The organism is Bradyrhizobium sp. USDA 10063 (assembly GCF_054063735.1).
Genome location: NZ_JBSSGP010000002.1, coordinates 663,616 through 678,170, shown reverse-complemented (window position 1 = coordinate 678,170; position 14,555 = coordinate 663,616). Strand labels below are relative to the sequence as shown.

Below are 14,555 nucleotides of genomic sequence, written 5' to 3'. Positions count from 1 at the left end.
AACGAGTTCGACTGGTGGTGCCCCGACCAGCACTGCACTCTTATGGCCGGTTTTGGTACCTCATGAAGTAGTCCACTAACTGCTGGTGACGAGTCAGTTTCGTTAAGTCTAGCGGCAGGTCCAAGAATTCGACCAACTCAGCTTGGCTGCTGAATTTTGCACCGTTCTTGATACAAAAGAAAAGGATTTGACCGGCCAATACCTCCGCCTGATGCAGGATGACGTGTGCCTCACGGCTAATGTTGTGAGCAGAATGGACCGTTTGATTTCTCCGAATTCTAAGGTGATTTGCAATCTCGCGCGCCTCCTCATGGTCTCGAAACAATCGGGAGATGCGGCTAATAAGCTGATCGTACCTATCGGTGCCAGTCATCTTCTCAAGCACTTGCCACAACCCCAGCAACGCGGCGTCCGCCTCGTGCAGGTCCAGAGCACGACAATAGCGCAGCAAAGCGTTGCCCACGAAATCCTTCATGGGATTATCCTGGAGCTTGTTCCACCATCCTCGTAACTTTCGGCCAACGTCACTCGCAAACTTCACCGTTGGCTGATTGTGGTCCCATCTCGGCTCGTACCAAAACGTCTCGGTCGCGAGCGAGCCATCAGGACGGTGAAGCGTGTGCATTGGACCTCGCCGAACTCGATTGATCGCATGCGGCGGCGCAAGTCCACCGAGCGGATGTATCGCATTCGTCGAATTGACCAACAGGTTGACCATTCCTCGAAAGCGATCAATGCAGTCGTTGGCCGTCTCAAACGCGTCGGATGCATCGTATCCGGAAACGTATGCTAGGAGAGGGGTCAATTCCTCTCCTTCGCTGGCTATCTTACGAGCGGTTCGATAAAACTCGAGGCTCTTGCGCGCCTCGGTGGCTTTGCGGACCAATTTCGCTGTCTTACTCGGCCACGAAATCCTGTGAGGCCCCTCAACGATCGACTCGATCAATTTGGGACCGGAATAGGTGATCGTGGTGTAAAGAACGAAGGTCGATTTGGGTCGTTTGGATAGACTGGCATATGCGTCATCGCAACGAAGCAGGAATGCGTCGGGATTGTTCAATGTGACGGAAGCGTCCGACAGCGATTGCGTGATGCATCGGTCTTTTAGCGGCTCGGCAGCAGCGGCGGCCTGGATCGCCGAACTAAGTACCGGTAACCAAAATTCATAGTCCCCGGCATTAAATGAACACTGGCCGTTCTGGATATTCCGCGCACTCGCTATTTTACTCAGCAATAGGTTGCGGTTGCAGCCAGCCTTCCAACTAAAATGTTTCGACATGTACTATAAGGTCGCTCAATCGAGGCTGCGAAAGGCCCCGAGTTCGATCAAAGGTCGCATCTGCCGCACATCCTATCAGCCCGAAAAGGAGGCGACAGAGCGCGGTGGCAGTTTTCCCCCACCATGCGTTTTGCGGGTCCTACCGATAGCGAGACGCCGCGCGGGTACGCGGGACCGCCCCGTTTCAGCATATCTGCGGTTTGGGGTTTCCGGATTTGTTCGGCCGGCTAGTATTGCCAAATCCGCGAGGTAGCAGGCGATGACCAATCTGGACCGAGCATGGTGGGCGTGGCGGGCGCTTTCGAGGACCGAGAAGGCGCAGTTTCTCACGCTATTCCGCGAGGCGTATGCACGCGACCGCGCGGCGGTGCGGCGGAAGAATGGGCATGCCGTCCATGGCGCGAGGGTCGAAAGTCTGACGGACTTGACGGTGACTGCCACCGAGTTGGGTTTAGAGCGCCGCTGGTGAGTCTTTCGGCCGCCGGCTCTCCGGGCCGGGCGGGTTGCGTAAACGCAGGAAAGCCCGTTTACCGGCCCGGGTAAACGGCTGGCAGCGCCAGACCGGCTCCCGGCGGGTGAGCCCTATCGGAATTGCCCACCCGCCGGTGCCGCGCCGCCATGTCCAATGCTCGCAAGACAGCGGCGCATCCCTGAACGTTCACGGGCCCACCTGGCGAACCACACCTGTCTGACCCACCTCTTGCCGGGCGAGCGGCGGCGCGCTGACCCATTCAAAGCCGAGGATTGCGCGCGGGTCGCAATCGATCCGGTACTCGGCCGGCAATCCCTGTGACCGCGCTACCTCGACCAGCCGACATTCTTCACGCTCGACGGCAAGTAGATCGCGCTGAATTTCGACCTCCGCCTCGCGCCGTTGCTCGGCCGTCAACGCGCTGTCATCGTCGGCCGCCAAGTCGATCTCGCGGTCGAGCGCCGCAATCAGCGCATCGCGATGGAGCCACGCGAATAAGCCGAGTGTATCGGGCAACTCGACAAATCCGATCGCGCTCGGGTCGGCGTTGAAAATCCTGACCCGATGGGACTTGGTCGGAAACCCGATCGGTTCATCATGCTCGATCGCGTCATCCGCGCGCGGCGCGCCGCTCTCGGCCAACCGCGCGATCTGTTCGCGCATTTTCTTTTTCGCCAGAGACGACGGCCACGGTGCCGAGCGAACGCGGTTGAGATCGGCCATTAGCTCGCGGCCACGGCGGCGGCGATCCTCGATCGCGTCGGGGATATTCCCTTTGAAGGCCGGAAGATCAAACTTGACCATCTGCCCCATGCGTCCGGCCGGGCGTGCCGCTACGGCTTGCTCGATGTTGCGGACTAGCTCGCCGGCCCGTTGGTAGACCGCCGACCGCGCGTTGTTCAGCGCAGCGAGGCGGTGCTGTTCCGCAAGCTTTTCCTCAAGCACGCTACGTTCTGCTGCCACTTGTGGCGCGTCGTCGCTCAGCCCGAAGCCGCCTGCGCCGCGTGGCGCCTGCAATTCCTTGAGCCGGTTCCTATGTCGCTGAATATCAATCCGCAGTTGCTGCTCGTCCTCCACGACCGCGCGAATGAGGATGCTGGCTTCGGAACGCTTCTGCTCAAACTCCCGGTACTTCTCGCGCGCCTCGGCCGGCAACACCTCCATCGGGTCGCCAGTCCGCATCGTCATCATCGTTTGGAGCGGTCCCTCGACCACGCTCGCATAAACAGAACCCGGGGGTGCAGTGGGAAAGCCAGTTTCGTTTCGGAATGGGTTGCGCGTCATGATGTGCCTCGTTGATGAACGCTGGCGCATCGAAGCACATCGTCTTTGCAGTGAAATCCGGGTAGCTCACTGCAAACAGCCGTGCTCACGGACGTCGGGACAGGATTTCGGTGATTGCCCTTACTCGCAGTGCTCGGCCGCGCTCTTTGAGAATTCGCCACAGCAATTGGCGACGAGCGTCGTTGTGAGGACATTCGACGTCGGCGCGAGCATGCTGCCAACTCGTTGTCTCATAGCGAGCCAAATCGCGCGCCGTATGTTCAGCCTGCTGGTTTCGGGTCAAGCCGGGATAGAACCGGCGCGCGTACTCGCAAATGAGATTATCGCTGCGCTCAATCGCCGCTCGCGTTTCCGGTGACCGCTGGCCCGGTTTCGTGCGCAGCGCGTCCCGCAAGGCCGCCAGTTCATCCAGCGAGAGCGAGGCGAGATCAAGCCAGATAGGCACAGTCATTGTTGGTCACACGTGATCGCGGTCAGCCGTTCTCGCCCAATGCCTGCCTGATCTCAAGCATCGATCTCGGCAACGTCGTGTTCGCTCAGATGCGGCAACCTCACGGCGACGCGCGACGGCACGGAGAGCATGCGGCGCGACGTCCGCAGCACGTCCGACCATTCCGCTTCAACGGCGGCAGCCTCGACCAATTCGCCGCGCGGGTTTTGCGCCTTGATCGTCGTCAGAACAGCTTGCGCGGCGGCGAGCCCGCCGCGCTCGATCGTGGGCCCTTTCGGCGGCGCGGTACGGCCGGATGCCTTGATCATGGCGAAGATCTCTAAGCCCGGCGCGAAAACGATGATTGGTTGATGTCAATGCCAAGTTCATGCGCGCGGTTGATCAGCGGCAGCAACCGATCAGCATGGGTGCGGGCGGCTTCAATGTCTCCCGTCTGCGACAGGGCCATGGTTTGGCGTCGCATCTCTCGCACCGTGTACCAGAGACCAAGCCGTTCGTTCGCCCAATACGCCCGCTTATTGTGGCCGCGCATGACCTTGAAGATTTTGCGTTCGGCAGCAAGCTTGACGAGCGCCCGCCGGACGCTGACCAGCATGGCGTCGTTCAACATGATCACGCCTTCGTCGTTTGGTTCGAGCCGATAGACTTCCGCCGTAAGCTGGAACGTATCGACCAGCTTGTCCCGACTTTCCAGCGCTGCGACGAGGTCGCGCTGTATACGTCCGTTCCCCCGGCTCATTACGTAAGTGTTTCTTTTGAAGCGCCGTGTTCGCAAACAAAACACTTAGAGCGGGACGGCGGCGAATTTATGTGCCGCCTGCTTTGTCCGAAAAATTCTTCAAAGACCGATATGCCGGGTGGCGCGTTCCCGCGCCGGGCAGCCGCCGATCAGAACCTTGATCGATCGGGCGGGTCCTAACCTTGGCGATCCGCTGCGGCCAGCACTCGCTCGCCGTACCGATAAATGCCACGCTCAAGCGTGTCGGTTGAACGATACGTTCCGATGATCCGTTTCTTGCCGTAGCGCTCGACCAATCTGAACGCGCCGTTGTTCCCTCGCACCATGAGGCCAAGGTGATTTGCGTATGCCCGAACCCGTTGCTCTCGTGTCATTGCTATCGCCTGAACCATGGATGCGCCGGAACGATGGGTATGCCCCCGAAGTCACCCCGCCCACGCCAGATCGTCCAGCCGATCGTTCAGCAGCGGATCGGTCGCAACTGGGGAATTCCCCGGATAGGCCGCCCGCCGCTCGGCTCTCGCCCTGCGCCCGTTCGGTCGGCGCGGCGCGCGGACAATTGTCTCTGGCGCGAACGCTTGCCGATGGCCGCATGATCCGCAGCGCAGCGGCTTCGCCGCAAGATCGATCGTCGCCGCGCTGATCGTGCCGGTGTGGCCGCACTTGGCGCAGCGGACTGGCCAGGATTGAACGATCGGAAGCATAGGTTCGACGTTACGCTGGTCGGGTTATGCCGTCACGGGCCGGTGTCGGTGCCTTTGGGAGAATTCGGCGCGCCCTTTCCGAATTGGCTGATACCCTTCCTATACTTAAGCACGGTCCCTGTCGGTTGGTGGATGCTTGAGCGAAGGGCACAGGACGACCAGCCCCGGCAAAGATGTCGGGCTGGTCCGTACCCTTGCGATCTGTCGGCCGGAGCCATGCCGTCGCTTTGGGCCATGATCGCGCGGGAGTGCGGATCATGTTGGCGCGCTACTTATCGCGGATGTCTCCCTCCGCGCTGACCGCCCTCCGCGCCTTTCGGACCAGGCTTTGCAACGTGGTCAGGCCCCGTGGTGTTGCGTAGTCGCGCGCCGCCGCCACCGTCGTAACCGTCCAGCGGCGCGCCCGCAGCGCCCCATCGCATGAATGATAGGTACAGTTTGCCTTCTCGTCACGGTGTAAATCGCAGGTTCTTCCGACTAATTGCGTAAATCAAATACTTCAAAAGGTTCGCCGCACGCGGTGCGCGATGCGATCGTTTGCTCCGGCGGAATTTGAACTTCTCACGGTGCCTTGCTGGGTCGTTCCTTCTTCCCATTTTTTTTCGGCGCTATGTTGACTCTCAACGCGCAGCAGAAAAAAGTTACGCGGTGCTGGTCGCAAGAGCTACGACCAGCACCCTCGCCACGGCGTCACTGCCCGCACTCACGACCAGTGGGCGGCACCTCAAACAGATCAGTCGCGCGACATCGCATGCAGGTCTGTATCGATACCACGAGGCGCGTTTTTCGGAATATGCGAAAGGCCCGACAAGCGGGCCGAGGACGGGATTAGGCCCGATGGCCGCCCGGCCGCAAATCAGCATTGAGTGAGTCGGCCCGGCCGCCGAGGCCGGAAAATCCGACCCAAAAAATGTGGGGACTGTCGGGAGATAGCGGGATTGTTGCCTTCTTTGCCCCTGTCCCCCATGTCCGACAGAGTTTCAGTAATGCGTACCCGCCCAGCGCGACGCAAGCCCGCAAGGCCGAGGGGGCCGGCTCCGGGGATCATCCGCAAACTTGATCCATCCGACCCGCGAAACCCCGATCATCCTAGCCACGACGAGCGCTGGCTCGAACTGGCGAGGGCCTTGGGCCGCGCAATGGCGGATCGGGATTTTGATCGGCTAGAGCGCGAAGGGAAAACTGATGAGGACCGCCGTCATTTACGCAAGATATTCAAGCGATAATCAAAAGGAGCGATCGATTGACGACCAAATCTCGCACTGCCGCCAGCTTGCGGCTCGCCACGGCTATAAGGTCATAGATGTTTATGCTGACCGCGCCATTTCCGGCGAGAGTATGTTTGAGCGCGACGGACTTCTCGCGCTGATGAATGCAGCCATCGCGCGAAAATTCAACGCCGTTTTCACCGAAAGCCTCTCCCGCCTGTCACGCGACGAGGTTGACATGCCGGCAATCTATAAGCGGCTCAAATATCACGAGATCAAGATCATCGATACCAACGGCGAGGTGAGCGAAGTCCACGTCGGCGTTGGAACCATTGTCAATTCGCAATTCATCAAAAATCTTCGCATCTCGGTTCGCCGCTCGTTCAATGGTCTCGTCCGCGAGGGGCTGGTCCCCGGCCGAATAGCTTACGGCTATCGTCGCGGCGGCAAGGCATGCGAACGGGAAATCGATCCGGCGCCGGCTAAGATCGTGCGCTGGATATTCGAGGAGTATGCTGACGGCAAGCCAACGCGCGATATCGCCGCTGACCTTACCCGAGAAAAGGTCCCTGCCCCCGGCAACAATCGCGTATGGAACAGCGGCACGATTGGCGCGATGCTCGCAAACCAGCTTTACATCGGCAAGGTTGTTTGGAACGCGACCACCTCGATCAAGAACCCGGATACCGGCAAGCGGCATTTCCGCCGGGGACAGCCCGAGGACTTAATCACGACCGACGTTCCAGAATTGCGGATTATCCCGCAGAAGCTTTGGGATCGGGTCGAAGCGGTGCGTTCTGGCCGGCGCAGCGCAAAGGGCCGTTATGGCCCGCGCACCTACAAATTCGTCAATCGAGACCAGTTGCTCATTGGCCTTCTTACGTGTGCGGAATGCGGCGGCACCATGATCATCGGCCAGAACAATGCCGATGGCTCGCCGCGCGTCATTTGCTCCCAGGGCCACCGGACTGTTGGTTGCACCCATCGCCGCAGTTATTGCCTCAAGCAACTTGAGGCCACGGTGATGGATGGCGTTAAGACCAAGCTTACCGACCGAAGGGTGCTGCTCGAACTCACTCGGTCTTATCACGCCCGATGGGCGGAACGTCAGAAAGCGGCGCGCGCTGACCGGCACGCCACCCAAAAGCAACTTAACCGGGTGACAGTTCAGATAGACCGGGTTGTGACCGCGATCAGCGATAGCGACGACCCGGTCAAGGCGCTGCTGGATAAGTTAAAGCAGTTGGAAGTCCAACGAGCCAGCCTTACCGAAAAGCTTCGTCTGATCGATCGGGAAACGAACGTTGTCGATTTGCACCCGAAGGCCATCGATCAATTCGCGACCGCCATGGAGGAAATGCACAAGGCCCTCACCAGCGGCGAGGATGATGTCAAACAGCTTGCCCCGTTCCGGGCGGCCTTCCGGAACGTTTTCGAGCGGATCGTGGTCCATCCTACCGAAAAGCGGAAACCCTGTGAGGTAACCCCCCACGCCCGGCTCGGCGCCATTATGGGGTTGGAAATCTTCCCGAAGATGCGCCAAGCCTCGGAAATCCTTGCGGAACAAGGGGGCGCCGCTAGTAAGATTTCGAAAATTTCACGAACGTGAACCCATTCTGTAACCGCCGTCGCGCTTCCGTTCAGCTCGCGCGGCCTAGGCTGCTCACCGATCTCGGACGCCTTCGAAGCTCATCTGCTCAGCTAAAGCGAGGGCGCCACGGGAGACATTGTCACCGCCGGCGCTTCCAACTGGCGCCGAAACTCGAGGAGACGACCATGCTGCGCAAATTCTCGCTTGTCGCTCTTGCCGCGGCCTCGCTTGGCGCGGCCGCGCTGGCGCCGACCTCCGCCTCGGCGTGGGGCGGTTGGCACGGCGGCTGGCGTCACGGCTGGGGCTGGGGTCCGCGCGTCGTTGTCGGCGGCCCCGCCTACTACGGTGGGCCCGCTTATTATGGCGCTGGCGGCTGCTACGTCCGGCGCCTGGTGCCGACGCCCTGGGGCCCCCGCTGGCGCCTCATCAACCGTTGCTATTGACCTGACCTGAACTCCCCCAGACTTGAGCGCCCCGGCCGCAATGCCGGGGCTTTTTTTGCGCCTGGAACCTGCGGGTCCGCTACCTGCGAGCGAGGGCACGGGCGGCGCGACCATCGGAAACAAATTCGGCCCTTGGGACTTGATCTTGCGAGCTTTCGTTCAAGCAAGGCGAGGTGGAACTCGCCGAGAGACCGATCATGAATAACCGAAGCCACGCTGATTTTGAGCTGCTCGATCACAAGACCTGCCGATCCATTTGCGACGCGGTCGGCGAACGGCTGCAGCAAAGCTTGCGCCCGGAGACGTCACTGACCTCTCATTTGCAACACCTGCTGGACGAGCTGCGCCGGCGCGAGGAAGAGAGCCTGCATTGAAAGAGGCCGCCCTCGCGGGTGAGCTCGGGCAACTCTGCGAAGTTGGAAAGCTGGAGCATAATTTACCGGATTGGTGGGTTGCCTTTGGCCGCGGCTCCGGTGACAACGCCGCATGCTCTCCATCTCCGACATCTCCGTCCGCATCGCCGGGCGGCTTCTGATCGAGAACAGCTCGGTACAGATCATCCCCGGCGCCCGTGTCGGCTTTGTCGGCCGCAACGGCGTCGGCAAGTCGACGCTGTTTCATGCCATCCGCGGCGATATCCCGCTTGAAGCCGGCAGCATCACCATCCCGCCGCGCTGGCGGATCGGCAGCCTGGCGCAGGAAGCGCCCAATGGTCCGGAAAGCCTGATCGAGGATCGTGCTGAAGGCGGATCTCGAACGCGACGCGCTGCTGCGCGAGGCAGAGACTGCGCACGATCCGCACCGGATCGCCGAAATCCAGACCCGGCTTGTCGACATCGACGCCCATTCCGCCCCTGCCCGCGCGGCCGCAATTCTCAGCGGCCTCGGATTTTCGGCGGCCGACCAGGCGCGGCCATGCGCCGAATTTTCCGGCGGCTGGCGCATGCGGGTTGCGCTCGCCGCGACGCTGTTTGCGGCGCCGGATCTGCTGCTGCTGGACGAGCCGACCAACTATCTCGACCTCGAAGGCACGTTGTGGCTGGAGGATCATCTTGCGCACTATCCGCGTACCGTGATCGTGATCAGCCATGACCGCGACCTGCTCGATACGTCGGTGGACCAGATCCTGCATCTCGATCACCGCGGACTGACGCTCTACAAGGGGACCTACTCCTCGTTCGAGGAGCAGCGCGCCGCGCGCGAGATGCTCGATGCAAAGCACGCCAAGCGACAGGCCGAGGAGCGCAAGCGGCTCCAGGCCTTCGTCGACCGTTTCAAGGCCAAGGCTTCGAAAGCCCGCCAGGCGCAATCGCGCATGAAGATGCTGGAGCGGATGAAGCCGGTCACCGCGCTGGTGACGCAGGACGTGCATGAGATCTCGTTTCCGGTGCCCGAGCGGACGCTGTCGCCGCCGATCATCGCCGTCGACGACGTCGCCGTCGGCTATGATGCGAACAAGCCGGTGCTGAACCGGGTGACACTGCGCGTCGATACCGACGACCGCATTGCGCTGTTGGGTGCCAACGGCAACGGCAAGTCGACCCTGGTGAAGCTGCTTGCGGGCCGGCTCGCGCCCTTTTCCGGCAAGATCACGCGGGCGGAGAAGCTCTCGGTCGGCTATTTCGCGCAGCATCAGGTCGATGAGCTCAATCTCGACGGCTCGCCTTATGACCACGTCCGCAAGCTGATGCCGGATGCGCCGGAGAGCAAGGTGCGCGCCCGCGTCGGCGCGATCGGCTTTTCCGGAAAGGCTGGCGATACCCTGGTGAAGAGCCTGTCGGGCGGCGAGAAGGCGCGGCTGCTGCTCGGCCTTGCCACCTTCGCCGCTCCCAACATGATAATCCTGGACGAGCCGACCAACCATCTCGACATCGACAGTCGCGCCGCGCTCGCCGAAGCGATCAACGATTTCCCCGGCGCGGTGCTGATGGTCTCGCACGACCGTTACCTGATCGAGTCCTGCGCCGAGCGGCTCTGGGTCGTCGCCAACCAGACCGTGACGAGCTATGACGGCGATCTCGACGACTACCGCAGGACGATCCTCTCGGCGAATGATGTGCGACCGGCTTCGCGCGAACGCAGCAAGGAGAGCGCAAAGCCCGAGCGTCCGAAAAACGAGAAGCGCACCCCGCTGAAGCAGCGGATCACGCAGGCCGAGGCCGAGATCGAACGCATCACCGGCATCATCGCCAAGATCGACGCGGCGCTCGCGCTGCCGGACCTGTTCACGCGCGATCCGAAGCAGGCGGCGCAACTCGCCAAGGCACGCGCCGGCGCCGAAAGCGCGCTGCAGCGCGCCGAGGAAGAATGGCTCGAAGCGAGCTCGCTCTCGGATGAGGCGGCGGGTTAACTAACCGCCGAGCGCATCACTCTCGCGACTCGTGCTTTTCACCGGCCTTAGTCGCGGCGGGTGCCGTTGAGTCCGACTCCCCCATTGGAAGTCGCGCACTGCGCAAGAATGTGGTCGCCTCCATGGCCGCCTCAGCGATCACTCGCTGGAGCAGTGCGAGGCGGCTGCGCTTGTAGACAGCCGCGAACGGAACGGGCGGTGGCTCCGATCTGGTGGGAATGATCTGCAGCCGTCCTTCGCTGAGTTCCTTTTCGTAGCAGATCGGCGGCAGAAGGCTAACTCCAACATTGGCCATCGTAAGTGTCGAAAGAACGGTCATGCTATTGCACAGGTCGGGCCGCTGCACAGAGCCGCTCTGCTCCAGCCAGGTCGAGACACTCTCGTAATGAACAGAGCTCTCTCCCAGCGAGAGAACACGAACAGAGGCGAGATCTGCAGGTTCGTGCGCATCGTCCGGAACGGCCAGATCAGCTCCTCTCATCCACCGGAACACCACCGATCCAAGCGGGCAGACGACCATTATCGGGTCGAACGTTTCGCCGGGGATGAGGGCGATATCGAGTTCTCCGGACTGAAGCCGTGATCGAAGTGGCAAGGTGAGTGAAACGTCGAGTTCCAGAGTGATGTTCGGATAACGTTGACGTAGCATCGCCACAAGGTTCGGCAGCCAGGTCACTGCCACGAGTTCGGCGACGCCGACGCGAATGACGCCGGAAAGCGACTGGCTCGGAGCGATCTGCTGACGGATCTCGGACTGAAGCTGCAGCGCGCGCTCGGCATAGCCGATCAACTCGCGCCCCTTGGCGGTGACCGTGGCCTTGCGTTGGCTACGGTCGAAAAGAACGACGCCGAGATCGCTCTCCAGCTCCTGAACGCGTGCCGAAATCGTGGATTGCGTGGCGTTGAGTTTGGTTGCAGCCGCTGCGAAACTGCCGAGGCGCACGATCTCGATAAATGTCTCGAGCTGCCGGAAGTTCATCGAGCGGCTTCCCCTCCTCCCATCGATTATCTTGCACAGTACTGATCGAAAACAATCGTTTTCAACCGAAAAGTCAATCTCCTAACCTGTCCCTTGATGGGGTGCCAGTTCGCCTCGTCTGCATAAAACAAAAATGAAACGCGTTTCGCAGCCGTACGAAACGCATTGATGACGTCTGCGCCGCCTGCGGTGGCCCGCTCCATGCGTCGTTAGCAAGGATCGGGAAACGCTGGCGTCGCTGCACGCATGGGAAACGCACCGCTCCCGAAGAAGGGAGTCATTTAGGAGGAGTTGATGGCTTCGCATCTGAAATTGTCGCCTTTGAACGACGCCGATTCCGCACGACATGCGCGGCGCGCAGTTATTGCGTCGACCGTAGGCACAATGATCGAGTGGTACGATTTTTATCTGTACGGGCTGGTCGCAGCCATTGTTTTCGGCAAGCTCTACTTTCCATCCCAGGACCCCTATTCGGCGACGCTGCTCGCCTTCTCCACATTCTTCCTCGGCTTCGTGGCCCGTCCCGTCGGCGCCCTGATCTTCGGTCACTTCGGGGATCGGATCGGGCGCAAAGGCACCCTGGTGGCAACGCTGCTTCTGATGGGGATCAGCACGGTGCTCATTGGTCTGGTCCCGACCTATGAGCAAATCGGCATCTGGGGCGCCGTTTCGCTCACGGTCTTGCGCCTGCTTCAGGGCATCGGTGTTGGCGGTGAATGGGGCGGCGCCATCGCGGTTGCGACGGAATGGTCGAAGTTCAACACGCGGCGCGGCCTCGCCGCGAGTTGGCCTCAGTTCGGCTCGCCGCTAGGCATGCTGCTCGCGGTGACTGCGCTGACGGTCACCTCCTATGCCGGCTCGCCGGAATGGTTCGAAACGATCGGTTGGCGCATTCCCTTCCTGATCAGTTCCGCTCTGATCGTCGTAGGCCTCTATATTCGGCTTGGCGTGCTCGAAACGCCGGTCTTCCGACAGATACAGGAGAAAAAGCAGATCGTCCGCGCGCCGGTCATCGATGCCGTTCGCGGCTACTGGCGAGAAATTCTCCTCACTTGCCTGATCCGCACTGGCCAACAGGCGCCCTTCGTCCTGTTCACGACGTTCCTTCTCTCCTACGGCACAAGCAGGCTTGGCCTGCAAAAGTCGTTTCTCTTTAACTGTGTATTGGTGGCAGCGGCGATCTCGCTGTTCACTACACCGTTCTTCGGTTATGTCTCCGATCGCATTGGGCGAAAGCGCATGTATCTGATCGGCGCGTTCACCATGCTGGCGTTCGCCTTCCCCTATTTCTGGATGCTCGATACGAAGATTCCGTTCTTCATCGTGCTCGCCATCGTGTTGTCCCTCCCTATCCACGACATGCAATACGCGCCGCAGGCGGCGTTCATTGCCGAAAGCTTCCCGCCGAGTGTGCGCTATTCAGGGTCTTCGATCGGCTATCAGCTTGCCTCGATCACATCCGGCGGGCCCGCGCCGATGATCGCCGCCTATCTGCTGCACGTCTATGGAACGTCGACGGCGATCAGCGCCTATCTCGCTATAATCGCGGCCATCAGCTTCATCTCGGCGCTGTTCCTCCGCGATCGTTCGCAAGACGACTACGCCAGCAACGAAGGTTGGGTGCGCGACGAGCCTGCATCCCTTGCGGCTAGTGCGGCCTCGCCATCGATTCAAACCTGACTTCATCGATGACAGCTCACGGGCACAGCACGCCGCTGTGTCCGTGTGCGCAGACATCATCGACTATGTCGAACAAATCATATCGAAAACTATCGCTTTTAGTCGATGCGCAACCACCTAGTATCGGCCTTGACCACGTTGTCTCGCGACGCCGCGCGTTGTCGGGATCAGCAAATCTGAAATCGAGGGAGAGATCCATGCCGAAGAACAATGTGAGTGGCAGTGCGGGATTGTCGCCGCTTGCAATGGCCAAGCGCCAGCCGCTGATGCTCGGACTGTTTCTGCCGATTCAATCGGGAGCCTGGAGCCCGTCACTTGCGCCGCGCGAGACCTCCTGGACGTTCGACTACAATGCGCGCTGCACCGTGATGGCGGAGAACCTCGGTTTCGATCTCGTCTTTGGGCTCGCCCAGTGGCTGGGAAAAGGCGGCTACGGCGGCAAGATGAAATTCCGCGAAATGGCGACGGATCCGCTCCTGGTCACCGCGGGCCTTGCCGGGCTGACCAAGCGGATCCTGTTGGTATCGACAGTCCACATCCTCTATGGCTGGCACCCGCTCCAACTGGCCAAGTTCGGCGCCACGATCTCGGAGATGAGCGGTGGACGCTGGGGACTCAACATGGTCACCGGCTACAAGAAAAGCGAATTCGAGATGTTCGGGCTGGAGTCGATCGAGCACGATCATCGTTATGTGATGGCGGACGAGTTCGTCACCATGATGAAGCGGCTGTGGTCGGAGGATGAGAACCTGACGATCAATGGGCGCTTCTGGAAAATGAAGGATGCGTTCGTCGCCCCCAAACCCGCCGGAGGCCAGTGTATCCTCGTCAACGCGTCGTCGTCCGGTGCGGGTCTCACCTACGCGGCGAAGCATTCGGATCTGATCTTCGTGACGAGCCCCGCGGGTGCCAATCTCGACAAGGCATGTGCTGCGCTTCCGACCCATACCGCCCGGATCAAGGAGGCGGCGGCGGCTCAAGGCCGCGACGTCCGCATTCTCATCAATCCCCATGTGATTTGCCGAGAAACGGAAGCTGAGGCATGGGCGCAATACAATGCGATCCTGAAGCACCAGGATTGCGTGGCGGCGGAGAACTTCTACAAGACCTTCACCGGCGGTGATCAGGCTTCATGGAAGGCCGCCACGCTGGAAGAATGGACGATCGGCGGCAACGTCCACATCGTGGGTACGCCTGCGCAGGTCGTCGACGGTTTCAGGCGTCTGAGGGAAGCCGGCTGCGACGGCGTCCAGGTCAACTTCTTCGACTTCATCCCTGATCTGAAATTTTTCGGCGAGCGGGTGATGCCGTTGATGCAGGAGGCCGGGTTGCGTCTTCCCGCTACGTTCACCGCTGCGGCCTGAGTCGCGTGTCC

At 60.8% G+C, this 14,555-nt stretch carries 11 protein-coding genes and 1 pseudogene; 6 read left to right on the top strand and 6 right to left on the bottom strand.

Annotated elements, in window-relative coordinates; genetic code table 11:
• Positions 1–40: 40 nt before the first annotated feature.
• The 5 genes from ACVJGD_RS05045 to ACVJGD_RS05025 form a co-directional block, all read right to left on the bottom strand.
• Positions 41–1,279 carry a hypothetical protein gene (locus ACVJGD_RS05045; protein WP_456633322.1) on the bottom strand — a complete coding sequence of 413 codons (1,239 nt, stop codon included), beginning with the start codon at positions 1,277–1,279 and terminating at the stop codon, positions 41–43.
• Positions 1,280–1,937: 658 nt separating this feature from the next.
• Positions 1,938–3,035: a hypothetical protein gene (locus ACVJGD_RS05040; RefSeq protein ID WP_456633321.1), complete on the bottom strand. Its 1,098-nt coding sequence runs from the start codon at positions 3,033–3,035 to the stop codon at positions 1,938–1,940.
• Between the two features lie 85 nt (positions 3,036–3,120).
• The gene (locus ACVJGD_RS05035; protein ID WP_456633320.1) at positions 3,121–3,486 is read right to left on the bottom strand and encodes a hypothetical protein; all 366 of its coding nucleotides are present in this window, start codon (positions 3,484–3,486) and stop codon (positions 3,121–3,123) included.
• Positions 3,487–3,539: 53 nt separating this feature from the next.
• Positions 3,540–3,794, bottom strand: a complete 255-nt coding sequence (locus tag ACVJGD_RS05030) for a hypothetical protein (RefSeq protein WP_456633319.1) — start codon at positions 3,792–3,794, stop codon at positions 3,540–3,542.
• An 11-nt stretch (positions 3,795–3,805) separates the two neighbouring features.
• The gene (locus ACVJGD_RS05025) at positions 3,806–4,225 is read right to left on the bottom strand and encodes a hypothetical protein (protein WP_456633318.1); all 420 of its coding nucleotides are present in this window, start codon (positions 4,223–4,225) and stop codon (positions 3,806–3,808) included.
• A gap of 1,889 nt (positions 4,226–6,114) precedes the next feature.
• Here ACVJGD_RS05025 and ACVJGD_RS05020 point away from each other — a divergent pair.
• From ACVJGD_RS05020 to ACVJGD_RS05005, 4 genes and pseudogenes are all read left to right on the top strand, one after another.
• A complete protein-coding gene (locus ACVJGD_RS05020) occupies positions 6,115–7,746 on the top strand; it encodes a recombinase family protein (RefSeq protein ID WP_456633317.1) in 1,632 nt (543 codons plus the stop codon).
• 167 nt (positions 7,747–7,913) lie between these two features.
• Positions 7,914–8,171, top strand: coding sequence for a sulfur globule protein precursor (locus tag ACVJGD_RS05015; protein WP_456633316.1), 258 nt, complete (start codon positions 7,914–7,916; stop codon positions 8,169–8,171).
• A gap of 173 nt (positions 8,172–8,344) precedes the next feature.
• On the top strand, positions 8,345–8,545 hold the full coding sequence (locus ACVJGD_RS05010; protein ID WP_456640589.1) for a hypothetical protein: 201 nt from the start codon (positions 8,345–8,347) through the stop codon (positions 8,543–8,545).
• A gap of 112 nt (positions 8,546–8,657) precedes the next feature.
• Positions 8,658–10,521, top strand: a pseudogene (locus ACVJGD_RS05005) (ABC-F family ATP-binding cassette domain-containing protein).
• A gap of 16 nt (positions 10,522–10,537) precedes the next feature.
• Here the strand turns inward: ACVJGD_RS05005 and ACVJGD_RS05000 are convergent.
• On the bottom strand, positions 10,538–11,500 hold the full coding sequence (locus ACVJGD_RS05000; protein ID WP_456633315.1) for a LysR family transcriptional regulator: 963 nt from the start codon (positions 11,498–11,500) through the stop codon (positions 10,538–10,540).
• Positions 11,501–11,794: 294 nt separating this feature from the next.
• Here ACVJGD_RS05000 and ACVJGD_RS04995 point away from each other — a divergent pair, with 294 nt between their 5' ends.
• Entirely contained in the window at positions 11,795–13,180 is a 1,386-nt protein-coding gene (locus ACVJGD_RS04995) for an MFS transporter (RefSeq protein ID WP_456633314.1), read from the top strand.
• Positions 13,181–13,377: 197 nt separating this feature from the next.
• Positions 13,378–14,544 carry an LLM class flavin-dependent oxidoreductase gene (locus tag ACVJGD_RS04990; RefSeq protein ID WP_456633313.1) on the top strand — a complete coding sequence of 389 codons (1,167 nt, stop codon included), beginning with the start codon at positions 13,378–13,380 and terminating at the stop codon, positions 14,542–14,544.
• Positions 14,545–14,555: the final 11 nt, after the last annotated feature.